The sequence below is a fragment of the Marivirga sericea genome (assembly GCF_900177665.1).
Lineage (GTDB): Bacteria > Bacteroidota > Bacteroidia > Cytophagales > Cyclobacteriaceae > Marivirga > Marivirga sericea.
In genome coordinates this window covers 75,904-99,189 of sequence record NZ_FXAW01000002.1, presented here as the reverse complement: position 1 = coordinate 99,189, position 23,286 = coordinate 75,904, and the positions used below count along the sequence as shown (strand labels likewise).

Genomic DNA, 23,286 nt, shown 5'->3' with positions numbered 1-23,286 from the left:
TTTAATGGTTAATGTCCTAAATATTGTTTTATTTTTTTAAAAAGTCAATTAAAATTCAGTTCCAGATGATCTACCTAAGTATGTCATTGCACATCTGAAACCTATATACGCTCTTGTTGAATCTTTATGCTCAAAAGCTCTTGTACCAGTTTCCAAATAGAAAGCTATATCTTTCCAAGAACCTCCTCTAATAACTTTTCTTGGTTCACTTTCATCAAAAAACGTTGGATTTAAATCCCAAACCAAAGGAACAGAAGCTGGATTAAATGCATCCTCACACCATTCAGCAACATTACCTGACATATCATACAGTCCAAAATCATTAGGGAAATATGACATTATTTCAGAAGTGTAAGCCGCTCCATCATCATAGTAGTTACCTCTACCAGGTTTGAAGTTTGCCAACATACAACCCTTGGCATTTCTAATGTAAGGATTCCCCCATGGATATTTGGCCATATCTCTACCGCCTCTTGCAGCATACTCCCACTCGGCCTCTGAAGGCAAACGGAATGCAGGCATAGGAAATTCCCCTAAAGACTCTCTGTATGAGTTCAAATAATCAGTTCTCCATTGAGAAAAAACTTTAGCAGCTTCCCAATTTACTCCTACCACAGGATAATCATCAAATGCTGGATGCATATAATAATACTCTTGCATCGGATCCCCCATATGATTAGTGAAATCTTTCATCCACACTGTCGTATCTGGATAGATTTCAGTCATAATGTAATCTCTCCCAAGAGTTGAGGCTGAATCTTCCATCATCCTCTGTATAAATTGACGATACTCGTTGTTAGTGATTTCAGTTTCATCCATGTAAAACCCACCGATTGTTACTTGCCTGTTGAAGTTAATTTGCGAATGTGCAACATCTTCATCAGCTTGTCCCATATGAAAAGTTCCAGCTGGAACCGCTCTCATACCATAAGGAGTAGACATATACCAGCCTTCTCTACCTGCGACTCCTACCAAGTTTCCACCATCGCCAGCTCCACCACCGAAAAGACCGCAGCCTTCAAGGAAAAGAGTAGCAATAAACAAAATTGATAGGGTTAATTTTTTCAAAACACCTTTATTATTCATAACACCTATTTGTTTCTAACTAAACGCTAATATATTGACAATTATTAAATATATCCTTTACACCTACACAATTAAACCCTGAACTGTAAGGTTTTATTGTATTTTAAATAATTTATAGAATAATCTCTACAATTTTCATAAAAAAGTTTTATTCTGCAAACTTTTTACGATTAATGTCTAAATCTTGGCGTTCGCACTACCTTTTTACCCGATGTAGATATGGCAGGCAACCTATAACTTACCATGATTTCATGAGAAGTAGTACTTTTTGCGCTTTGTGCCACAAGGGTATAATCGAAAGCATAACCAAGTTTTAATGTATTTTCTTTGAAGAAACTATAACCCAACATTACTATAGCCGCTTCTTGTTGCCTAAATGAGAGCCCTCCCCATATTTTTTCTTTATAGGTTGCCATAGCTGAAATGTCGAAAGTATAAGAACTAAACTCAGTAGTTCTTACTAAAAAACTAGGAGTTAGATTTACATCGTAATTAATAGGAAAGGTATATCCTGCAGTCAACAAAAAATCTTTAGGGTATGGATTTCTAATAGCATCTGCTCCAAACCCAAATTCAGCTTCAATCAAGTGATTAAATGCTGCACCTACATAAAAATCTTTATGTTGATAATTTACGCCTACTGAAAAATCCGGCCTAACTTGAGTTGCTTGGATGTTATTAATATTAGGATCATCATCATCAATATAAATATATCCGTCTTTATTAATATTTTGGGTAATTGCACCCCCTCTAAATCCAATGCTGATCTTTGATTCCTTAATCCCTAAATGATAAGCACCTGACACCTGCACTTGAACAAAGTTTTGATTGGCTATCTCATCATTTAACACATAAAACCCGAAACCACTATTGTAGCGCATAATTGGGCTGGTTAACGAAATCAGCTGAGAGTTAATTCCACCGCCAGGTCCGTTTGAAGGAGTATATCCTGCCCATTGAGTTCTATGCATTGCTGTTAGTTTTGTATAACCTTCCACTCCAGAATAAGCTGGATTATTAAAAAGGTTATTAAACATATAATGAGAGAACTGCACGTCTTGACCCTGTGCATTATAAATGCCCACCATCAAGAAGATTAGAGTTAATATTTGTACTGTTTTTTTCATATCCTCAACACTTTAGAAGGATAAATATAATAAAAATAACTTTTGTTCAAGCTTTTATGTAATTAATTTAAAGTTATTATAGAATTATATATACCTAAATAACTAATAAACAATTACTTAAGCCCGTTAGCTTTTTTTATATAAAGTTCTAATGCGCCTGTCATTGAAGGTGCATTTGGTAATGGCGCTTCAATATCTATAATTAAGCCAGCATCTCTTGCAGCTTGAGCCGTTGTTGGTCCAAAAACCGCTATCCTGGTATTATTTTGTTTGAAATCAGGGAAATTCACAAATAAGGAATTTATTCCTGAAGGACTGAAGAACGCCAAGATATCATAGGTTATATGTTCGAGGTCAGATAAATCTGCAGCAACTGTTTTATAAATAATTGCTTCAGTAAAATTATATCCATCCTTGTTCATAAATGATGGTATATCATCCTTTCTGATATTAGAACATGGAAACAGATACTTTTCGTTCTTATGTTTCTTAATTACGTTCAAAATATCTTGTGCGGTTCTCTCTCCTACAAAAACTTTACGCTTCCGAACAACAATATATTTTTGAAGATAATTTGCTGTTTGCTCTGAAATACAAAAGTATTTCATTTCAGGCGGCATTTCTATCTTGCTGTCTTTACATATCCTAAAGAAATGATCTACTGCATTTCTACTTGTAAATATGATAGCAGTATGCTTCAAAATATCAATTTTTTGCTTCCTAAATTCCTTAGAATCTATAGGATCTACCTTGATAAATTGTCTGAAGTCAATTTTAATTTTGTACTTATCCGCCAATTTATGATACGGAGAATTTGAAATATCTGCCGGCTCAGGTTGTGAAACCATGATACTTTTTACCGGATAAAATCGGTCTTTTACAGTTGTTGACATGTTAATCGGTCTACTTTGAAAAGTTTTATCTCAAGAAATATTTTAGTCCAATTAAAAATGGGAATATTTCTGTGGTGCAAAAGTAAGAAAATAAATAGAGATTAGTGAAGCTGCTTAATTTTAATATTTTAAAATATAGTAATACCAACCTGAGTATGTAAAATAGTAATAGTGCATATGTGCTAACAGACAACCAAAAAGCAGGTATGGAACCTAAAAACAAGTATATAAGAATAGAGCTAAAAAATAATATTATTATAAAAAACAGATTAATATTGAGCATTTCCTTAACATAAAAAGCAGGTATTTTACTATTACCGAATAAATTAGACGCAATTGAGATCAATATGACCTTTGCTATTAATCCTATTGCAACTATGCTCAATATTTTCAAGTACTCAATAATACCGTTGGCTCCGATTCCGAAAAATGCTAAACTATTATCTATATCTAAGAAATAAATTAAGCCCGCTGTTAAGAATGCATAGAACCCAGCAAAAACCAAGTTGTCTTCATCCATTATCCGGACTCTAGATTGATCGCCCTCATTCAGACGAGTGGTAAATATTTTGTTGAAGGATAAAATATTAATATACCGTTTATCATAGTTAATTTTGATAATTACCATAAAAAGGGACGCACCAAGTAGTAAAATCAATAAAATATTATCCGAAACCCATAGTCTTGCTCTTTCCTCTTTTCCTAAACTTGAATACCCTCCATTTTGAGATCGACTTTCCAGCGTGTAAATTCCGTAGGTCAGTTCGGAAAGATTTTGGTCTAAATGTAAATAGACTGGCTCTGCCTTATCTTCATTGAAAGAATGTTCTAAATAGCCATTGCTCGATTTCTTAATCAATTTATCGCCTACAAATAAGTAAATAGCTGCATCAGATTTCGTTTCAAGATGTGCCTCTTTTAAAATATCAGATTCTAACAATATCTGCCTGACACTGTCAGAACCCCATTTTTCAGAAGTTGATATAGTGTCTCTTAGGTGCCATAAGCGAGCTCCTGACTCCGCACTAGGTTCACTATTATCGAGATTCAGTTTCTCCTGCCTACACGATAGAATTAGCAATATTGAAAAGAGGAATACCAGCTTTTGCATTAACTATTATTCAATTATAATGATGATTACTAAAAAACTGCAATATAACCAAAATGCACCTTTCCTTGTGAAAAATCAGGCATTTTTCCTACTTCTTGACCTAATGCGTAAATAATTCTAAACCAGCCATTTTTGCTTTTTACATCCAAGCCAGCCCCTGCAGCATAAAGCCACCCGATATTGGACTGCAGTTTTGAAACATCAGTGAGTAAAAAAAAACTTGATTTTTGATCTAAAAAATATCTGTAGTTTAAGTTAAGCAACCCATAGTAGCGGGTGTAGAAGAAATTCCTGTCGAATCCACGTAAATTTTGTAATCCACCAAGCCTCAGGAGATCATTTTGAGATAGTGCTTGATTTTGAACTACGCTATATTGAGGAATTGCCTCTAGTAAAAACCTCTTCCCTAATACTTTTTGCCAATGCAATAGCAGCCTTCCAGTTAAATTAGTACTGTTTTGAGGAACATCCTGCCAAGCAGCTGGCAATGCTGCAAAATTCATAATTTGCCTGATCCCTGCGCTCAGATCCAGCTCTGCAAAACTATAATCTTTTAATTGCGGATAAGTCAAAGGAGTTTTCCAGCTTGTGCCCATCACTAAAGCATTTACAATCGAACTTCTCAATGGATTGAGATTTGCTACCTCCGATTCCGAAAAATCTCTTAATACGTTATTAGTGCCTCTTTGATAGGATAATCCTACTTGAAAGCTGTTCGCTAATGGATAACTTGATCCTACTTGCAAGCTTGTTTGCAAAAATGTACTGTCTTCTTGCAAAAGTTCGAACCCAAAATGGATACCTAAAGGACTTCTGAAAGCATGAGATTGTTGCAATCTTGTACTCAGCAGTTGCGAATTAGCTGAATATTTTTGCCAAAAGACATCCAAGCCAACACCTCTTTTAAATAAATTCCTTAATCGTGCATTCACCTGCCCAGTCAGATTGGTTCTAGAGCCATCAGGCACTAAACCAATTATGGCATCGAATTGATTGCTTCTCTCCTTCTTAATATCTAGCTCCACAATTGCTTTGTTATTTGCAAATTTCAATTCTGGATCAGAAGCTAAACTTATAAACTCCAACTGCTCAATTCTATCCGAAATACGATGGTATGACTTAATATCAAACTCTTGATTGTAATTTAGATTTAAGAGATTACTTAAATATGGTGTGTTTACTGACTGGCTGTCTCCTCGAAATCGAACTGAATCGTACAGAATAAAGTTTTGAGGGACAATTCTAATTGAAATTTCAATACCATTATCATTCAAATTATCTATGGATAAACTTGCCTTAGCTAAAGGATAGCCCGATCTGTGATAGTTTGTGTTTATATAAGAGTTTAGCTTTCTATTTAAGAGGAATTGATTAGCGATTGTACCTTTCAAATTGCTTAAGAAAGGTATAAAAGTTGGTAAATTATCTTCATAAACTAAAATAGTCTCCCAATAGTACGGTCTACCCTTGCTAATATTGAGACTGTTTTGTTCTTCAATTCTAACTTGAGCCTCCCAATAACCCATTTTCATCAAAGAATCCTGAATAATGTCTTTTCGTTGTAATAAACTGTCAGTAGAATTTTGAGCGAAAGAAAATGAGCTCCATATAAAAGATAGGAGAGCTAGTAGCAGGCACTTCTGTAAAATTCGACTTAGATTTGCATTAATTTTGGCAGGCATATACATACATATTCCCTTTTGTAAGCAGGCATGCTTCTACTGTGACTTTCATTTTTCCACCAATATGGCGATTAAAAACGAAATGGTAGAAGCAATATGCAAAGAAATTGAGCTTCAAGATGATTATCTCAATGGAGCGATCATTGAATCTATCTATTTTGGAGGTGGCACCCCTTCCCTACTGGAAGAAAATCAATTGAAAACTATTCTCAAAACGATTGATCGTCATCATTCTATTTCATCGGAAGCTGAAATTACGTTCGAAGCAAATCCCGATGATATTAGCCCGAGTAGACTAAGAATGCTCTTTCAAAATGGCATTAATCGGCTAAGTGTAGGAATACAAACCTTTGATGATGAAGTTTTAAAATGGATGAACAGGGCACATAATAGTCGAGAGGCTTTTCAATCCTTGGAATGGATCAAGCAAAGTGAATTCAATAATTTCAGTCTGGATCTGATCTATGGAATCCCTATTGCTACTCATAAAAGCTGGGAAAAGGATTTAAAAACCTTAGTGGGTTTTGAACCTCCCCACATTTCTTCTTACTGTCTTACGATTGAACCCAATACAGTCTTTGGTAGGTGGCAGCAAAAAGGAAAGTTAAATGAAGCTTCTGAAGATTATGCTTCCGAGCAATTTTATATTTTGACAGAATTCCTGCGAAAATTTCAATACGAGCATTACGAGGTATCGAACTTTGCAAAAGAAGGATTTCATTCCAAACACAATAGTAGTTATTGGCAGCAAAAGCCCTATTTAGGTCTAGGACCTTCTGCGCATTCTTACGATGGAAAAAACAGACAATTCAATATTTCTAACAATGGAAAGTACTTGAATGCATTGAAAACTAATGAGATTCCTGCAGAGCTGGACATCTTAACCACAGAAGACCGTATTAACGAATACTTAATGACTTCTTTGCGAACCGCCAAGGGTTGCAATCTTCTGTATCTTAAAAATACATTAAATTATGATTTACTAAGAAATGCAAAACCTCAAATCGAGCAATGGAAAAACTCAGGACTTTGCATTTTAGAAGACGATATATTGAAGCTGACTTTAAGAGGCCGGCTGCTAGCTGATAAATTGGCTTCGGACCTATTTTTAGTCAATTAAAGGCTCATCAAGTCTTTGAACTTGGTGGCTTGTCTTCGGCTTACCTCTACCTTATCACCTCCTTTTAACTTTACCATCAATCCGCCATTAAACCAAGTTTCAATTTCATCTATCCATTCCAGATTGATAATATGCTTTCGGCTTACCCTAAAGAAATGCTTATTATCAAGCTTCTCGTCCAAGGCATTCAAAGATTTATGAATCATTGGCTTGTTTTTATCGAAATAGACTTTAATATAATTGCCGTCAGATTCGAATAATCTCACATCTTTTAACTTCACAAACCAACAATTATCACCGTCCTTCACAAAGACTTGATCATTTACTGTTAGTTGGTTACTCTTTTTTTGATGTTCTTCTTGCGCCTCAACTTCTTTTCTGATTTTACTAATCGATTCTGTTAACCTTTTAGGTTCAATTGGCTTTAGGAGATAATCAAGTGCATTAAACTCAAAGGCTTTTAAAGCATATTCATCATAGGCTGTTGTAAAAATAACTTTTGGAGTTCGCTCCAAGGTCTCTAGTAACTCAAAACCCGTTTTCCCTGGCATTTGGATATCCAAGAATATCAAATCAGGATTGAGTTTATCAATCATTTCCTCTGCTTCATCGGCATTGGCAGCCTCCCCTAAAATTTCGATATCTTTATATTCCGCTAATAAATTGCTCAATTCTTTGCGAGCCAACCTTTCATCATCAATAATTAATACTTTCATATTTCTAATTTAAAAAATTTCAATAACTCAATTGAGGGATTATTACTGTAGTTACGACTGTTCCTTCCTGTTCATTTTTGATACTAAACGAAGCTGCTCTGTCGAAGATTAATTTTAACCTTTGCTTAGTATTCTCTAGTCCAAAGCCTTTATGCTTTCTTCTTTTATCTAACTTAAAATTTCCTGAATTTCTGATAAATATATTCAATTTTTTATTGTCATCTACCTGCGTTTCAATTGAAAGTTTTCCTCCATATGTTAAGTTTGAAATCCCATGTTTGATGCCGTTCTCCACTAGTGTTTGTATCATCAAAGGCGGTACTTGATACTTATAAGAATCAGGATGAATGATAAATTCTGTAATCAATCTTTCCTCATATCTGATCTTTTCTAATGCCAAAAAATCAATAACCGTATTTAATTCATCATTGAAGTTAATCAATCTTTTCTTATCTAAAATCAAAGAGTTTCTCAGAATATTGGATAATTGTGTAATAGAATTCTTTGCTTTCGCAGGATCTTCATCTACCAATGCTCTAACACTGTTTAAGGCATTAAAAATAAAATGTGGGTTAAGCTGAGATTTTAAATTATTCAACTCTATTTCATTCATGGCCGCATCGAATTTTAAAGATCGATTATAATTCTCAACATAATGATACATGAAATATACCAATGACCAGAGAAAATATAAGATAAGATTGGCAAGTATGCTCAAAAATATCACAATTGGATTTAAATCCAAGGTGGGGTCCAGCAAGCCCAAAATCGAAGAAATCCCAAACAAAAAGGCATAATTAATAATACTTAATATTAGGCACGCAATGATAACTCTCACTACTAGCTTCTGTATTATAATTTTCAGCCATCCATTTCTGATAATGAAATATCTGTATAGGTGCGTGATGGAAATATAAAAAGGCACCAAAATGAGTTGGCCTATCGCCTGTTCTGTAGACAAACGCTCTCCCCAGTAAGCCAAATAAATATTAAGCACACCGTAGGCTGTCCATCCAACAATTTGAAGCGTCCAATAAAGTACTTTCTTATCCATTTTGAGTCTTCCTCGGGATTAGCTTAGAGTTATGATTTATTTCAGCACAAAATAAGCTTCTTTTTAGAGATTTAAGAAACCGCCTATCAAATCATATTATTGCTGCACTTTATCTTTTTGGCTTTTCACTTTGGGCACGAATGGACGAATGATCAGACGCGTACCTCTATCGTATGTAAAATAATTCCAGATCCAGTTGCTGAGAATGACGATTTTACTCCTGAAGCCAACTATTGAAATCAAATGCACAAACATCCAAATGAACCAGGCAAAAAAGCCTCCAAAGTGAAGATTCTTGGGTAAATCAACAACTGCCTTATTTCGACCTACCGTTGCCATGCTACCTTTATCTAAATAGCTAAATGGCTTTTGTTCTTTTCCTTTCAGAGCAGCTAGTATATTCTTTGCCAGTCGCTCTCCTTGCTGCATAGCCACAGGAGCCAACATTGGATGTCCTTTTGGAAACTCCTCTGTTTCCATTAGTGCTATGTCGCCTACAGCATAGATATTTTCTGTACCCTGCACTAAATTGTACTCATTTACTCTATATCGGCTATTCTTGACACTTTCTTCGGAAAGACCATCAATCACATTACCCATGACACCAGCTCCCCAGAGCAAAGTAGCAGCAGGAAGAGTAGCTTTATCACTGAAAACTACGTTCTCACCATCATAGCTGTCCACCATCGTATTCAACTTCACGTTAACCTCAAATTTCTTCAGGTATTTCTGCGCTTTTCTATCGGCAAACTCTGACATTCCTCCTAACAAGCGATCCATCCCTTCAACTAAGTAGATATTAAGTCTACTAAAATCTAAATCCGGATAATCATTAGGTAAAACATGTTTTTTGAGTTCGCCCATAGCTCCTGCCAATTCTACACCTGTGGGACCACCTCCCACAATCACGATATTCATTAGACGCTGAATCTTTTCTTCATCAGAACTCAAAACTGCTTCTTCAAAATTTTGTAAGATATGACTTCTGAAATCCAATGCTTGAGGAATTTGCTTCAGCGGAAATGCCTTCTCGAATTTCTCGTTCTGACCAAAAAAATTTGTCTTGGATCCCGCAGCTACTATAAGATAATCAAAAGCCAATTCTCCTACATTACTCAGCACCTTGCTTTCCACCTGATCAATTTTTGAGACCGTAGCCATTCGGAAGTAAATATTCTTATGATTTTCAAGCAGTTTTCTTAATGGACCAGCAATTGAATCAGGTTCAAGACCAGCAGTAGCAACTTGATAAAGCAATGGCTGGAAAGTGTGATAATTATGCCTATCGAGCAGCACCACTTGAACATCTTTACCTGCAAATTTCTTTGCCATGGTGATCCCTGCAAAACCACCCCCTATAATCACTATCCTTTTTTGATCTGTATTTGGAATTTTAAACGAATTCGGCTTATCCATATATGAGTTTTCTTAATAGTAGATACATTATTAACTCCTTAAGTATTTTTAGGTTTTATGAATTAAATACTAGTTATTTTTATTTTTTCACGCACATATTCTTACATAAATCTCTGAATCAATTGATCAATTCTCAATAAAAGAAGAGTGAAAACCAACTCTTGCTAAAATCCAACAACTAAACAAGCACTTACTCCAATTTCTAGGTTTAAACGATTTAAAAGAGTGAATCTTTAATAGCAGACCAACTAAGTCCAATTTTCAACTTTCCCGCTGAAAACGAGCTTGCATATCACGTTCCATACAACACTGTATATCAGAGCCTTGCATAAACCTATGACATCTGGCGTCCCTGCCTTAAAGCATGCGAACAAACTAACCTGTTATTGAAAAACCGACTTGATGAAAAATCTTCAAGGCTTGTTGGATCCAAATATTATACCGACTCAAAGTCATCATACAGTATTTTATTTGTTTTATATTATTTTTGTTTTTTGTACTTTTTATTACACCTAAAGTACATCTGCAAAATTATTTATTAGCAATGAGAAGCAACTTTATTACAATATTCTGCGTCAAGCCAATACAAGAACCTAAAACAAAATAATATGAAAAGGGCAATAGTAATTTTGGCATTAATGTTAGCATTTGGTAACGCATATGCAAATGAGGAAAAAGTATTAGATAATGAAAAGTTAATTAAAGAGGTTAAAGCATATATGGAAAATCCATACTTCTTTACAGCTGATATAATAGAAGAACCTGCTGTATTAATTTACGATATTGACGGAAAATTACTACATAGCTTTCAAAAAGAGAACATTGACCCTATAGCTATGCGAAATGTTGATTTTATTATGGAAATCAATTCGCAAAAAATATTTATTAAGGTAACGGAACTAAAACCTACAATTTAAGATTAGATAGGTATAGTTTAATTCATAGTGAATGGTTGATGTTTTGGTAAGTAAAAGCCTCTTCGCTCAAGGGCGAGAGGCTTTTTATTTTCCCACATTTATTTCACTACTTTTCTTGCACTACCGCATCTAATAATTGAAGTGCGTTACGTCCTAAGTGTTTCGCAATAATTTTTCTGTAACTAGGGCTATCTCTGTATGATTCTGTTAAAAATTCCTGGAAAGGTTTGTCCCAATCACTATTTTTTGGCATTACAATTCCGAATTCTTCAGCAGTTTGATCACCGGCAGGATGTCTTTTAATTGGTTTCTTAGATTTTGTTGCATCCAAATAATAGGTGAAATCAAGGTTTGCAAAATAATCAGTACTATTCGATAAGGTGTTCATTGCCTCTTCGAAAGAATTCACATACTCAATTGTTAGGCTTGGGAAATACTTCTTCTTAATCTGCAAAATTTGATCTTCATTAGTTGAGCCTTTTACCGTTATCGCTTTTTTGCCTGCAAAAACCTCTGCAATTTTGCTTATATCATTTAATGTAGGCAATGCTTCATTACTCAACATCATACCAATGTTAGTAATATATGGAGGGCTGAAATTATAAGATGCTTTTCGCTTTTGAGTGATGGTTGTATTACTTAAACCAAATACACCATTGGATGATGCTTTAACCGCATCTAAGTACGAAGTAAAATTATCCGCATGCTTCTTTTCCATCTTGGAATTTACAGTGATCCCGTAGTTATCTAAAAGGAAAAATTCGAAATCACTCATCACATCTACACAAACTCCTTGAACTTCCCCACCCATATTAGCTGCAAATCCCGGAGCCTCAGAATAAACATAAGTTAAATTTGCAGTTTTACTTTGCTTTGCTTTTGCAAATGAATCTCCTGAGTACTGCGCATTTAATTTAAGCCCTGTGAATAAAATCGGAAGTATCAACAATGATTTAAATAATAGCTTTTTCATAATATCTATTTTATATCCAATTTGAAAAGTAGTTAATGTAATTTGAATAAAGAAGAAGTTTTCTGTAAATCAAATACATTTATCGACAAAATAAAATTTTTAAAAGATAGAATACAACAAAAATGAATTCAAAAGCTATTATTTATAATTATTCCTATACAATATAATGATTTTTAAATGACACAAAAAAAAGCACAACCTCAAATGAAATTGTGCTTTTAAACTTTAAGAGTAAAAAATTAGCTATCGATAGAACCCATGACTCTTTTCATGAACCCATTCAAAGCTTCCTTCTTTGGAGTCCCGGATTTTACATCTTTATGAACCTCTAAAGCGCCAGAGAGGTTAGATAATAGCTCTCCAATCACTTCAAGTTCTTCATCTTTTATCCCTTTGGCTTCAATCAAATCTTCTAGAAGATCCATGCTTTCTACAACATAATCTTCATCATTGTTCTCAATGAATTCTACAACGTGTTTAATTATTGGTAACCTCATCTAATAAATCTGTTATAATGCTTGGCTTATTTCCTGAAATAGAGTTTATTAATTTGCCATTTTTAAAACCAGCAAATGTCGGTAGATTTTTTACCTCAGCAAGTGATCTTGAATTTGGTAATTTCTCAGCATCAACATAAACAAACTTTATGTTTTCATTCTCACCAGCCAATCTTTTAAATTTTGGCTTAGTAATCTTGCAATTTCCGCACCAAGTAGCGCCATATTGCACCATTACCATTTCATTTCCATCAACTATTTCTTGTAATTTATCCTCTGCTAATTCTATCATTTTAAAATTCGTTTAATGACTAATATCTACCTAAATGAACCGCAAAAATACAAATAGGTTACGATTTATTAAATTGATTGTTTACATATGAATATAGACAAAACCTATAGTTAGCATACTATTGTAAAAGCTCATAAACTCTATTAAAGGAAGTGGCTTTTGCAATATATGACTCCAAATCAGCAATCGGCATTCTTTCCTGCTCTGTGCTATCCCTATGTCTGATAGTAACAGTGTCATCCTCCAAGGTTTGATGATCAACAGCAATACAGAATGGCGTACCTATCAAATCTTGACGAGTGTAGCGCTTACCTATAGAAGCTGCTTCTTCATAAACCACATTAAAGGCCCCTTTCAGTGATTTATAGATTTCTTGACCTTTTTCTGGTAGCCCATCTTTTTTAGTAAGTGGAAGAATTGCCGCTTTCACTGGTGCTAAGGCCGGATGTAATTTCAAATAAGTTCTTGTTTTAACTTTATCGCCTTCTCCTGTTTCTTCATTTTTAAATGCGCTACAGAACAACATCAAAAATAGTCTATCGGCCCCAACGGAAGTTTCCACCACGTACGGAATATAGTTCTTGCCTACCTCTGGATCAAAATACTGCAGCTTCTTTTTAGAAACTTCTTGATGACTTTTTAAATCAAAATCTGTTCGGCTGTGAATTCCCTCAACTTCCTTAAAACCAAATGGAAACTTATATTCTACATCAACTGCAGCATTGGCATAGTGCGCCAGCTTTTCATGCTTATGCAATCTTAAATCTTCTCCTGCTATACCAATAGCTTTATGCCATTTTAAGCGCATATCTCTCCATTTTTCATACCAACCCATCTCCTCTCCAGGTCGAACAAAAAATTGCATCTCCATTTGCTCGAATTCACGCATTCTAAATATAAATTGACGCGCTACTATTTCATTTCTGAAAGCCTTCCCTATTTGGGCTATTCCAAAAGGAATTTTCATCCGGGCTGTCTTTTGAACATTTAAGAAATTAACAAAAATACCTTGTGCTGTTTCAGGTCTCAGATAAATTTTACCAGATCCATCCGATACACTACCAATTTGTGTGGAAAACATCAAATTAAACTGACGAACTTCAGTCCAGTTGGCAGTTCCTGAAATTGGGCATTTGATATTCTCCGCCAGAATCAACTCTCTTACCGCCTCTAGATCTTCTGCCTCTAGTAATTGACCTGTTTTCTTCAATAAGGAATTTGCCTGTTCCTGCTCTCCAGCATTTTCGTATTCAGCAGCTTTCTCTTCTAACAAAACATCTGCTCTATATCTTTTTTTGGAGTCTTTATTATCAATCATCGGGTCATTAAAACTTTCAATGTGACCAGATGCTTTCCAGGTATCAGGATGCATAAAAATGGCAGAATCTAAACCAACAATATCATCATTAAATCGAGTCATAGTATTCCACCACAACTCTTTAATATTCTTCTTCAATTCTGCACCATAGGGGCCATAGTCATATACTGCTTGCAATCCTTCATATATTTCGCTTGAAGGATATACAAAACCGTATTCTTTTGCGTGAGCAACAATATCTCTAAAAAGCGTGTTTTCGGTGTTAAGTTCTTTTTGTGCCATTCCGCAAAGATAAATTAAATAGAACCTTTTAGGCAATTACGTGAGAAATTTTTCTACTATTGGCCATTTGAAATCTGCAGCAAATGAAAAAACTTTAAGGAATTGTTAATCAGATTCTACAAAAACCCACAATCGATTTAAACAGGGTCTTTGGAATTTTAGGATTTAGGTAATTTTATAGAGAAGGTTGTTCCCTCTCCTTTTTCAGATTCTAGCTCTATGTTTCCCCCTAATCTTTCTACCATATCTTTTACAATATAGAGTCCTAAACCAGAGCCCTTGGAATTTTCCGATGCTCTAAAAAACATCTCAAAGATTCTAGCTTGTGCCTCAAAGGGAATTCCTTGCCCGTTATCTACCACCTTGATTGAGATTTCTGACCCCAGATCTTCGGTTTGAACTGCCACATATTTTCCAGGCTGGGAGTGCCGGTGGTACTTTATGGCATTATCAACCAAATTATTTAGAATTACTCCTAACCGACCTTTATCGGTGTCTATCACCAAATTTTCGTCAACTCTCATTCTAAAATCAATATCTGCTGATAACTCTCGGTATTGAGTATTTTCAAAGGTTTCTTTGACCAAATCACGAAGGCTGACGCTCTGCTTGATGATTTCTGTACGAGTATTACGTGCAAAACTGATGATTTCATCAATAAAGCTGTAGAGCTTCTTCACTCTGTTCTTCATCATCCCAAGGAGCTGCTTCAGTTCTTGGCTATCTTCGGTTGTATCACCAATATTAATCAAACCTTGAATAGAATTTAATGGGGCGCGCAAATCATGCGACACGCTATAAACAAATCTGTCCAACTCTGCATTTGTCTGTTCTAACAACTGATTCTTTTCTTTAATTTCTTCTTCTTTAATCTTCTTATCAGTTATGTCCACAAGCGACCCTACCATTCTCACGGGTTTTTCATCATTAGACCATTTCGCTTGCCCAGACCCTTGAAACCATCGATAACTTCCATCTTTATGTTTCAACCGGTATTCTACTGAGAAAGGTTCTTTAAACTCTAAGTGTCTCTTAAAATCCTTTACCAAACGAGGATAATCTGACTTTTCGGCCAATAGATTTTTAAAGCTATTTTGATCTGGGGAAAACTCTTTAGGGTTATAGCCTAATAATTCATATAATTTCGGGGACCACCATTGTTGATCCTTATTGATGTTTTCCCAGTCCCAAATACCAGCATTGGTGCCTTCAACTGCAAGTCGAAATCTTTCTTCACTTTCCTTGAGCTTCCGGTCTTGCTCTAAAATCTTTTGCTCCGATTTATATTGCAATTTTACTTGAAAATAAATCACAACGATCAACCCCAAAAAAGTAAAGAAGTAATTAAGAAAGTAGATCTTATCTTCCTTAGCTTCATTTATCGTATCAACCGATACAATTTTATAGGCGGTTAATTCACTGATTACAAAACATGCAAAAGCAATTACTCCATAAAACAACCAAATTTTTACATTTTTATAGCCAAACAAGGTAATGGATGCGACTAATATGGGAAATAGATACAGCTGAGAACCATAGTATTTACCTTCATTGGACATAAAAATAAATACAAAAAATATCGCAATAAGGAGTAAACTGTGTTTGGCTAGCTCATACTTTCCAAATCTGTTGAGCATAAAGCCAAATAAACCTCCAAAGACACCCACCATGAACGATGGCGTTAACGATATATCCCAGAGAAATACGTTGAGAAACCCGTTAACCGTGCTAATAAATGAAAGAATTAGACAACAAACACCAACCAGCAGAGCTTTCCGATAATCACCTTCTGATTCTATATGAGTCCCCTCACCCAGTATAATATTTCGAAATGTATATTTTTTCATACTGACAATTAGTAAATATACTTATTTTTCGAAATACTTTTAATTACATAAGACGTACCTATCGTAAAGAGATGTATTGTTTTAACCCAATTTGGGTGCATATTTTCCGTTCAACGTTTTTAAAGCATTGAAACAGGGCAATTGAGGAGTCATTTAAGATGTAATAAATTTCGAAGTATTTTATTAATGTTTTTGTAACATAAATGTTCCCATAGAGTACCTGCCATTAACTACAATTTCCTTAAAAGGCTCTATCAATTCTAATTTAAGAGTGCTTAAATCTTTTACAAATATCTCCCCATTCATTGCAAACCTCACTTGATGATCGGACAGCTGATAAATATTCTGGTCAATCTTAATAGTGCCTTCTGCCATATAGCGATCTGTCATAGTTCGAATGAACATTTTACCATTTGGCTTTAGCAAGCGAACTAATTCTTTTATCATTTCCCTAAAATATTCTTTGCTTTTAGCAAAATGTAATACGGCACTGCAAATGATCACATCAAAAGTCTCACTAGGGAAAAGAATTTTATCCAGCTTCATCACCTGAAACCTAGCCTCCCTATCTTGGACTCCATACTGCTTGGAAAAATACTTTAAAAACTGAATTGCCTCAGGATTTTGATCTACACCAAATACATCCATACCATTTTTAAAGCAGTAAGTGAGATTTCTACCCTCACCACAACCAGCATCCAATATTTTAGCATCTTTGGGTAAATGCCCTTTCAAAATGAAATCAAGCCAGTAAAGATCAATATTACCTAGTTCACTATTCAGTTCTTTCCAATCCATTTTTATATTGGCTATAAGATTTTTTAAATGCCGCGTTTCCAATTTCCACTAATTCATTGCTTTTGTAAAATTCAAAAGTTCCGCATGAATTTCTAGAAATTTGCACTAGCATATCAGGTTTAATGAGCTCCATTTGTAGACTGGTCATTTTCTCCTGCATCAAATCTATTGATCTATTGAGCAAGTCAAAATATCCTAGCTTTTTAGGAGTGGTGCTTGCCTCTTTCCCACTATTCTTTGGTAAATATCTTTTAATACGATCTGTAAATTCATCCAGAAATTGTCTATTCTTTTCATCTTGTTGTACTTCCTCTGCAGTGACAGCCACCTTCTTTTCAAATGGGATGGCCGCATTAACATCCACGGCAATTAAGATATCCCCTTTCGTTCTTTTTACTCGATTTAAAGGAATAGGGTTGAGCACACCACCATCTACAATTTCCTCATTTTCATGATAAACTGGAGTCATAACAGTGGGAATGGCGCAAGACGCCCTCAAAGCATCCATTAAATTCCCCTCCGAGAAAAGTACTTCTCTTTGCGTTCTGATATTTGAAGCTACTGCAGTAAACGGTGTAGAAAAATCTTCAATATTAAACTCTCCTAACAGCTTTCGCATTTCTTTGAATACCTTTTCCCCCCGAACTACACCTTGCAGACTTAAAGTAAAATCCAACAATTTAAAAACATCAATTTTATCAAAGTGTGTGACCCATTCCTTATACTCTTGCATTTTTCCGGCAGCATAAAGTCCGCCAATAACCGCTCCCATGCTTGAGCCTGCAATTGAAGAAATTTCAAATCCATTTTCTTCCAAGGCTTCAATTACGCCAATATGGGCAACACCTCTGGCGCCACCGCTACCTAAAACTAAGGCTACTTTTTGTTTCATTTCAATTAAAAAATTTGGCTGATTAGCAAGTTAGGAAAAATAAGAGAAGGAAAATAGGCTTCATTCTCTAAAGCTTCATTTACTCTTTCTCACAAACTTTAAAGCAGCAATTGCTAGTGTAAAAACTAGTAATGGAAATATAAACGATAACTCCACCCCGTATAAAATCGGTTGATCTGTTATGTGCACAGTAAAAAAATAGAGGCAAGATATCGCAATGATTATTTGCAATAATATTTTGAGCGTTTTCATCCTGAATTTGAAATAAGCAAATGAATTTAGAGTTTTTTAAATGGCAGCTGTTGGTCTATTAATCTTCTTTTGCCCAAAACAGCAAATATACTGTAGATAATTAACAGTAGAGCAAATATAGACATACTTAAAGGCACTACATATATTTTAAAAATTGAATGATTTATTTCCATTGCTTCAGAAAAACTCTGGATAGATTTATAGCTTATTATTAACCTAATTACAGAAATAAATCCAGTAATTAATGCTGCAAGACCAAAGGATGTTGTAGCAGCATATCCAATTTTGCTTAGGAATTTAATAAATTTCATATTAAGAATACTTTAATTTCCTGAAATATAAAAGCTTTTGCATTGTTGATTGCTTCTAAAGTTTTTAAGAAGAATGAAAGTGGATTGCTAACGTCTTTTTAGGGACAGTATAAGCAATTCTTTATTGAGAGTCCATTTCTTCTATATCTCTTTTAGCCTTTTCAAGCTTTGGATCAATGATTACCGAATTAAAATTATTCCAAAATTCCTCATTATAGGACTTTTCGACATCAAATAAGTCTTCATCCACCGCCATGGTTTCTTTATATTTAACTCTTCTAAAGTCTCTTCTTCTGGTCTTTACATCCGTTACGTAAAAAGCGGCATCATAAAACTGTACAGCATTTTCTCCATCTTCCGTTTCTGTTTGCCAGGCATCTCTTACTGGTGCTTTCCATTTTATATAACTTAAATAATACTTTTTACCGATTTTTCTATACGACACAACTGATTGTTTATAAATACTATTCAAAAACAATTTCTCTTGATCCTTACTAAATCTAGCTTCATTGGAATCTTCAACTGCGAAAAATTGACTATTAAATTCCAACTTTAATATTCCAAAATCATCAGCATTAATATATATATTTCCGAATGATTGAAGGCCTCCAAGGTGGAAAGAGGGAGAAAAATAACTTAAAACATATATCAATCCTTCACTCGACTGAATAACCGAATCTAACTCAAAATCATATCTACTGTAGATATCATTTAATAATTTGTATTCTTCATATCGGTTATATCCTCTGATACCATCAAACTCAAAAGACTTATACAAATTATTTTCATCCCCACTCAAGAAGTATTTATAAACTTTTTCAAAGAAACTATAGTCCATATAATCTTCACTCTTTTTTAATTCATCCAAACGGATTTTTAAGCGACTATAGGGAACATCAAAACCATTATCCTGTACGGAAACTGCTGCCTCTAGTAAACGAACATAGCTATTGTTCCTCACTACCATTTCGCGGTAAAAACCTTTCAATAGAAATGACCTTCGTGAATAATTATATGGGATTTTTCTTACGGCCTCGCCTACAATAGCCCGAAGTGTATCTTTTGTAGGCTGAACTATTACTTCTTCAAGCATCCCCTCTTCTGGGCTTAAATAGTAATTCAACTCTTGGCTTCTTAAATTGGAGGCCAGCAATTCCAAATCCTCGTAGCCAATGCTTGAAATCACTAGAGTATCATACTTTTCTTTTAGTGGAAAGCGAAAGCTAAATTGTCCTGCTTCATTGGAATGAGCACCCATCATGGTGCCTTTTAAATGGATATTAGCAAAAGGAATAGTGGATGAGTCAGCCTTGGACAATAAAATCCCACTGATCTCTTTGTATTCGAGCTTCGTATTTTGAGATTTTAAAAGTACTGTATTGAAGAAAAAAAACAGTAAGGTAAAGCATAAAATTCTCATGAAGTAGGGCAGTAAAATTTAAGGTTGAAACCAATTTACAAATTATACTTAAATCAACTAGAGAAATAAGATACCTTTCTAGCTTATGCCCCTTACAATATCACTTCTTGAGTTTTCTTTTCCTGTACTCTAGTAAAAATATAGTTCCTTGCATCACTATTACGGATATAATACCGTAGGTAGAATTGAACAAAAAGATGCCAAAGGAAACGATAAGGAGTAGAAGTTTTACAAAGGTGGAATTCTGCATGGTCTCTTTAGGTTAAAAAGTAGTATTGTATGAACCACCGAAACGTTAAAATGTTAAAGTCGCCTACTTATTCACCTCAATAAACTTATTCACATCCTTCGATTTGCCCAAAAGAATCATGATGTCGGTTTCTTTAAGGAAGGTATCAGCTCTTGGAACACCTATGATGTGTTCTACCTGTTTTAATTCGCCCTCCACTTTTTCGTCATATAGCCTTTTAACCGTAATCAAGTTAAGGTTATACTTTTCTCGCAGACCTATTTCGCTGATGGTTTGATCCACTACTCTATTAGGAGTATTAATTTCAACTATTTCATAATCATCAGGCAATGGAAGGAATGATTTCATATTGGGATGCAAGAGCATTTCTGCAACGGTTTTACCCACGGTTTCTTCCGGGGAAAGAATTTCCTCCACACCCATTTTTTCCAAAATCATACGTTGCTGAGCATTGGCTGCACGGGCAATAATACGCTCTACTTCCAACTCTAACAAAAGCACAGTTGTTAATAAAAGCCCTTCAAAATTCTCACCTATGGCCACAACCACAGCATCCATATCCTGAATGTTTTGCGCTTTAAGGGCTTTCACATCAGTGGAATCTAAAGCAACTGCATAAGCCACATCATCTTTTATTGATTCCACCTTGTCAAGATCAATATCGATAGCTAACACTTCTGCACCACTATCACTTAATGTTCTAGCGATCGATTCACCAAACTGTCCTAATCCGATTACTGCAAAGCGATTGGTCATGAGCTCACATTTTTGAGGTAAGATACTAAAACTTCTAAGCCTTTATCAAATTTATTATTATTAGGAACAATTATATCGGCATCATATTTAAAAGGATCAATATATTTTTCATAGGTAGGCGCTACATGTTTTTCATAACGATACAAGACATCATCAAGGTCATAACCCCGTTCTGAATTATCTCTCATAATTCTCCTTTTGAGCTTTACGTAATCCTTAGCATCGATAAATACTTTCAGATCAAGCAAGCGCGCAAGCTCTGGAAAATAAAAAACAAATAATCCTTCCACCACTATAATTTTGGAAGGCTTGAATTCCAACATCTTAGGCACGACATCAGGATTGTTAAATGTATATTCCTTTCGACTCACTGCCTTACCCTCTTTGAGCATTTTGATATCACGAGCGTAATCGTCAAACTCTATTGACTGGGGAGTATCGAAGTTTTCCACACCATTTTCGTCCTTCGGTTGTAGATGTCGATCTTTATAATAATTGTCTTGAGAAACTAAGCAAATTTCATCTTTCGGGAAATGGTCGAGCAAACTTTTCAAAAACATCGTTTTGCCTGATGCACTTCCTCCCGTGATGCCTACAATGAATGGATTAATCATGAATGCAAAACTACTGTTTTATATGCGCTTTATGAATTTGTTTGTAAAAAATCGACTAGTTTTCTCACAGCTATCGATCGATGTGAAATTTTATTTTTCTCTTCTAAGCTCATCTGAGCAAATGTTTGCGAATAACCATTTGGAATGAAAATCGGATCATAACCGAATCCTTCATCCCCATTATGGGCCGAGGCTATTTCCCCTTCTACTATCCCTTCGAAGAAATGTTTTTGATCTCCAATGAATGCACAAATAACCGTTCTAAATCTAGCTTGCCTATTTGGTGATGCATCCAGTCTCTCCAACAGTAGCGCCATATTATCTTCATCCGAACGCTGAGGCCCGGCATAGCGAGCAGAAAAAACTCCAGGTTCGCTATTTAAAGCCTCCACCTCCAAACCGGTATCGTCTGCAAAACAACTGATATTGTAATTATCGAAAACGTAAGCAGCTTTTTGTTGAGCATTACCTTCCAAGGTACTTTGATCTTCTCTCAGTTCTTCATGGCAACCTATATCCTGTAAACTGAGTAGCTGAAACTCTACTCCTAGAAGATGGGATACTTCCTTGATTTTATTGGCATTATTGGTAGCGAAGCAAAGTTTCACAGTATTAATAACTATTTAGTCTAACACGAAACTCAACATTGTCTCCGTCTGGTATATTTCTTGGGACAACCTCACTAATTCCCTTATTGATCAGTAACTCTCCCGGAATAAACAATCTATATTCAGCACTGCGGTTCATTAAACTAAGCGCAATCTTAAAACCTGCTACCACCTGATTAGATCGTAATGAAATCTGAGTCCCAATTCCTGAAATGAATACTTCATCATTGCCTAAAACTCTTCCCTCATAATCAATTGCTACACCTGAACAGAAATTAGGAGAATTGCCAGTACCAGATTCAATAACAGAATACCTGATACCAGAAGGGTGAGTCCTGTATTCTATCCCTTCAGATTCTAAATAAGATTCTATTTCGCTAATTTGAGTTTCCAAATTCGCTTGATCAGCTGAAATCTCAGGAGACTCATTACATTGAACTTCAGACTGACAAGAAACAAAACCTAAAAGTATTACACTTAACGATAACAAATACTTGATCATTCTTGATGATTTTTAATTGTTGATATTCACTAATTCTACTTCAAACAGTAAAACAGTATTTGGCGGTATTGAACCTCCACCTCTCGGACCATAGGCCATATAGGAAGGTAATATTAATGTAGCCTTACCTCCTTCATTCAATAATTTGATACCTACATCCCAACCTAAAATCACTTGTCTTTGTCCCAAAGTGAAACTGAAAGGTTCGTAAGTTCTTGATGCACTAAATATTCCTTCATCTTGAGCCACAGATTCAATAGAAGTATCAAACACCTTTCCATCAAGGAATTTTCCAACATAATTTACTTCTACCTGTTCGCCATTAGATGGGTTTGGGCCGCTTCCCTCTTCTTCGATTATATAAAATAAATCATAAGAAGGATCTCTCTCTGCAGTTAAATTATTCTCAGCTAAGTATTCTTCTATAATATTAACATCCTTAGCTAATTGTTCTTCAGGACATTCTCCTCTTTCATTTTCACAATCCTCATCACAAGATGAAAACAGGACTGCCATGAGCCCTGCTATCATAAAATATAGTATCCTTTTCAT

The 23,286-nt window shown here is 35.0% G+C and carries 24 protein-coding genes; 2 read left to right on the top strand and 22 right to left on the bottom strand.

The features are described 5' to 3' along the window. Positions 1-48 precede the first annotated feature (48 nt). The 5 genes from porK to B9Y84_RS05585 all read right to left on the bottom strand — a co-directional run bounded on the left by porK (position 49) and on the right by B9Y84_RS05585 (position 5,899). Complete coding sequence (porK, locus tag B9Y84_RS05605; protein WP_085516125.1) at positions 49-1,086, bottom strand: T9SS ring complex lipoprotein PorK/GldK; 1,038 nt, start codon at positions 1,084-1,086, stop codon at positions 49-51. A gap of 170 nt (positions 1,087-1,256) precedes the next feature. Then, a complete protein-coding gene (locus tag B9Y84_RS05600) occupies positions 1,257-2,213 on the bottom strand; it encodes a PorP/SprF family type IX secretion system membrane protein (protein WP_085516124.1) in 957 nt (318 codons plus the stop codon). 113 nt (positions 2,214-2,326) lie between these two features. Then, positions 2,327-3,106 carry a uroporphyrinogen-III synthase gene (locus B9Y84_RS05595; RefSeq protein ID WP_085516123.1) on the bottom strand — a complete coding sequence of 260 codons (780 nt, stop codon included), beginning with the start codon at positions 3,104-3,106 and terminating at the stop codon, positions 2,327-2,329. Positions 3,107-3,131: 25 nt separating this feature from the next. Beyond that, positions 3,132-4,217, bottom strand: coding sequence for a DUF4271 domain-containing protein (locus tag B9Y84_RS05590; protein ID WP_085516122.1), 1,086 nt, complete (start codon positions 4,215-4,217; stop codon positions 3,132-3,134). A gap of 29 nt (positions 4,218-4,246) precedes the next feature. Beyond that, complete coding sequence (locus B9Y84_RS05585; RefSeq protein WP_139827951.1) at positions 4,247-5,899, bottom strand: BamA/TamA family outer membrane protein; 1,653 nt, start codon at positions 5,897-5,899, stop codon at positions 4,247-4,249. Here B9Y84_RS05585 and hemW point away from each other — a divergent pair. Then, positions 5,889-7,019, top strand: coding sequence for a radical SAM family heme chaperone HemW (gene hemW / locus B9Y84_RS05580; RefSeq protein WP_085516120.1), 1,131 nt, complete (start codon positions 5,889-5,891; stop codon positions 7,017-7,019). The genes B9Y84_RS05585 and hemW overlap by 11 nt on opposite strands. Here hemW and B9Y84_RS05575 read toward each other — a convergent pair. The 3 genes from B9Y84_RS05575 to B9Y84_RS05565 all read right to left on the bottom strand — a co-directional run bounded on the left by B9Y84_RS05575 (position 7,016) and on the right by B9Y84_RS05565 (position 10,205). Next, positions 7,016-7,735: a LytR/AlgR family response regulator transcription factor gene (locus tag B9Y84_RS05575; protein ID WP_085516119.1), complete on the bottom strand. Its 720-nt coding sequence runs from the start codon at positions 7,733-7,735 to the stop codon at positions 7,016-7,018. The genes hemW and B9Y84_RS05575 overlap by 4 nt on opposite strands. Positions 7,736-7,754: 19 nt before the next feature. Next, a complete protein-coding gene (locus B9Y84_RS05570; RefSeq protein WP_085516118.1) occupies positions 7,755-8,789 on the bottom strand; it encodes a sensor histidine kinase in 1,035 nt (344 codons plus the stop codon). Positions 8,790-8,885: 96 nt separating this feature from the next. Next, the gene (locus B9Y84_RS05565) at positions 8,886-10,205 is read right to left on the bottom strand and encodes an NAD(P)/FAD-dependent oxidoreductase (protein WP_085516117.1); all 1,320 of its coding nucleotides are present in this window, start codon (positions 10,203-10,205) and stop codon (positions 8,886-8,888) included. Positions 10,206-10,813: 608 nt separating this feature from the next. Here B9Y84_RS05565 and B9Y84_RS05560 point away from each other — a divergent pair. Beyond that, a complete protein-coding gene (locus tag B9Y84_RS05560; protein ID WP_085516116.1) occupies positions 10,814-11,122 on the top strand; it encodes a hypothetical protein in 309 nt (102 codons plus the stop codon). A 106-nt stretch (positions 11,123-11,228) separates the two neighbouring features. On the opposite strand, the gene B9Y84_RS05555 is transcribed toward B9Y84_RS05560, so the two are convergent. The 14 genes from B9Y84_RS05555 to B9Y84_RS05490 form a co-directional block, all read right to left on the bottom strand. Beyond that, entirely contained in the window at positions 11,229-12,095 is an 867-nt protein-coding gene (locus B9Y84_RS05555) for a substrate-binding periplasmic protein (RefSeq protein ID WP_085516115.1), read from the bottom strand. A gap of 239 nt (positions 12,096-12,334) precedes the next feature. Then, positions 12,335-12,592: a DUF6952 family protein gene (locus tag B9Y84_RS05550; protein ID WP_085516114.1), complete on the bottom strand. Its 258-nt coding sequence runs from the start codon at positions 12,590-12,592 to the stop codon at positions 12,335-12,337. Continuing rightward, positions 12,573-12,884, bottom strand: coding sequence for a thioredoxin family protein (locus B9Y84_RS05545; protein WP_085516113.1), 312 nt, complete (start codon positions 12,882-12,884; stop codon positions 12,573-12,575). Before B9Y84_RS05545 ends, B9Y84_RS05550 begins: the two co-directional genes overlap by 20 nt. Before the next feature lie 118 nt (positions 12,885-13,002). Next, entirely contained in the window at positions 13,003-14,484 is a 1,482-nt protein-coding gene (locus tag B9Y84_RS05540) for a glycine--tRNA ligase (RefSeq protein WP_085516112.1), read from the bottom strand. A gap of 158 nt (positions 14,485-14,642) precedes the next feature. Further along, complete coding sequence (locus B9Y84_RS05535; RefSeq protein WP_085516111.1) at positions 14,643-16,331, bottom strand: sensor histidine kinase; 1,689 nt, start codon at positions 16,329-16,331, stop codon at positions 14,643-14,645. Between the two features lie 183 nt (positions 16,332-16,514). Then, a complete protein-coding gene (locus B9Y84_RS05530) occupies positions 16,515-17,129 on the bottom strand; it encodes a class I SAM-dependent methyltransferase (RefSeq protein ID WP_085516110.1) in 615 nt (204 codons plus the stop codon). Beyond that, complete coding sequence (locus B9Y84_RS05525) at positions 17,107-18,021, bottom strand: patatin-like phospholipase family protein (RefSeq protein ID WP_085516109.1); 915 nt, start codon at positions 18,019-18,021, stop codon at positions 17,107-17,109. Before B9Y84_RS05525 ends, B9Y84_RS05530 begins: the two co-directional genes overlap by 23 nt. 278 nt (positions 18,022-18,299) lie before the next feature. Then, entirely contained in the window at positions 18,300-18,584 is a 285-nt protein-coding gene (locus B9Y84_RS05520) for a hypothetical protein (RefSeq protein ID WP_085516108.1), read from the bottom strand. Positions 18,585-18,705: 121 nt separating this feature from the next. Further along, complete coding sequence (locus B9Y84_RS05515) at positions 18,706-20,004, bottom strand: carboxypeptidase-like regulatory domain-containing protein (RefSeq protein WP_085516107.1); 1,299 nt, start codon at positions 20,002-20,004, stop codon at positions 18,706-18,708. 313 nt (positions 20,005-20,317) lie between these two features. Continuing rightward, the gene (locus B9Y84_RS05510; protein ID WP_085516106.1) at positions 20,318-21,010 is read right to left on the bottom strand and encodes a potassium channel family protein; all 693 of its coding nucleotides are present in this window, start codon (positions 21,008-21,010) and stop codon (positions 20,318-20,320) included. After that, positions 21,007-21,624 carry a uridine kinase gene (gene udk / locus B9Y84_RS05505; protein ID WP_085516105.1) on the bottom strand — a complete coding sequence of 206 codons (618 nt, stop codon included), beginning with the start codon at positions 21,622-21,624 and terminating at the stop codon, positions 21,007-21,009. The genes B9Y84_RS05510 and udk overlap by 4 nt, the downstream gene beginning before the upstream one ends. 29 nt (positions 21,625-21,653) lie before the next feature. Beyond that, a complete protein-coding gene (locus tag B9Y84_RS05500) occupies positions 21,654-22,232 on the bottom strand; it encodes a non-canonical purine NTP diphosphatase (protein WP_085516104.1) in 579 nt (192 codons plus the stop codon). Positions 22,233-22,236: 4 nt separating this feature from the next. Continuing rightward, positions 22,237-22,734 (bottom strand): FKBP-type peptidyl-prolyl cis-trans isomerase, encoded by a 498-nt coding sequence (locus tag B9Y84_RS05495; RefSeq protein WP_085516103.1) that lies wholly within the window; start codon positions 22,732-22,734, stop codon positions 22,237-22,239. Between the two features lie 12 nt (positions 22,735-22,746). Next, entirely contained in the window at positions 22,747-23,286 is a 540-nt protein-coding gene (locus B9Y84_RS05490; protein ID WP_085516102.1) for an FKBP-type peptidyl-prolyl cis-trans isomerase, read from the bottom strand.

Bases quoted from the DNA above. Each gene is read 5' to 3' on its own strand.
- porK (WP_085516125.1), bottom strand. From the start codon at position 1,086: ATGAATAATAAAGGTGTTTTGAAAAAATTAACCCTATCAATTTTGTTT.
- B9Y84_RS05600 (WP_085516124.1), bottom strand. From the start codon at position 2,213: ATGAAAAAAACAGTACAAATATTAACTCTAATCTTCTTGATGGTGGGC.
- B9Y84_RS05595 (WP_085516123.1), bottom strand. From the start codon at position 3,106: ATGTCAACAACTGTAAAAGACCGATTTTATCCGGTAAAAAGTATCATG.
- B9Y84_RS05590 (WP_085516122.1), bottom strand. From the start codon at position 4,217: ATGCAAAAGCTGGTATTCCTCTTTTCAATATTGCTAATTCTATCGTGT.
- B9Y84_RS05585 (WP_139827951.1), bottom strand. From the start codon at position 5,899: ATGCCTGCCAAAATTAATGCAAATCTAAGTCGAATTTTACAGAAGTGC.
- B9Y84_RS05575 (WP_085516119.1), bottom strand. From the start codon at position 7,735: ATGAAAGTATTAATTATTGATGATGAAAGGTTGGCTCGCAAAGAATTG.
- B9Y84_RS05570 (WP_085516118.1), bottom strand. From the start codon at position 8,789: ATGGATAAGAAAGTACTTTATTGGACGCTTCAAATTGTTGGATGGACA.
- B9Y84_RS05565 (WP_085516117.1), bottom strand. From the start codon at position 10,205: ATGGATAAGCCGAATTCGTTTAAAATTCCAAATACAGATCAAAAAAGG.
- B9Y84_RS05560 (WP_085516116.1), top strand. From the start codon at position 10,814: ATGAAAAGGGCAATAGTAATTTTGGCATTAATGTTAGCATTTGGTAAC.
- B9Y84_RS05555 (WP_085516115.1), bottom strand. From the start codon at position 12,095: ATGAAAAAGCTATTATTTAAATCATTGTTGATACTTCCGATTTTATTC.
- B9Y84_RS05550 (WP_085516114.1), bottom strand. From the start codon at position 12,592: ATGAGGTTACCAATAATTAAACACGTTGTAGAATTCATTGAGAACAAT.
- B9Y84_RS05545 (WP_085516113.1), bottom strand. From the start codon at position 12,884: ATGATAGAATTAGCAGAGGATAAATTACAAGAAATAGTTGATGGAAAT.
- B9Y84_RS05540 (WP_085516112.1), bottom strand. From the start codon at position 14,484: ATGGCACAAAAAGAACTTAACACCGAAAACACGCTTTTTAGAGATATT.
- B9Y84_RS05535 (WP_085516111.1), bottom strand. From the start codon at position 16,331: ATGAAAAAATATACATTTCGAAATATTATACTGGGTGAGGGGACTCAT.
- B9Y84_RS05530 (WP_085516110.1), bottom strand. From the start codon at position 17,129: ATGGATTGGAAAGAACTGAATAGTGAACTAGGTAATATTGATCTTTAC.
- B9Y84_RS05525 (WP_085516109.1), bottom strand. From the start codon at position 18,021: ATGAAACAAAAAGTAGCCTTAGTTTTAGGTAGCGGTGGCGCCAGAGGT.
- B9Y84_RS05520 (WP_085516108.1), bottom strand. From the start codon at position 18,584: ATGAAATTTATTAAATTCCTAAGCAAAATTGGATATGCTGCTACAACA.
- B9Y84_RS05515 (WP_085516107.1), bottom strand. From the start codon at position 20,004: ATGAGAATTTTATGCTTTACCTTACTGTTTTTTTTCTTCAATACAGTA.
- B9Y84_RS05510 (WP_085516106.1), bottom strand. From the start codon at position 21,010: ATGACCAATCGCTTTGCAGTAATCGGATTAGGACAGTTTGGTGAATCG.
- udk (WP_085516105.1), bottom strand. From the start codon at position 21,624: ATGATTAATCCATTCATTGTAGGCATCACGGGAGGAAGTGCATCAGGC.
- B9Y84_RS05495 (WP_085516103.1), bottom strand. From the start codon at position 22,734: ATGATCAAGTATTTGTTATCGTTAAGTGTAATACTTTTAGGTTTTGTT.
- B9Y84_RS05490 (WP_085516102.1), bottom strand. From the start codon at position 23,286: ATGAAAAGGATACTATATTTTATGATAGCAGGGCTCATGGCAGTCCTG.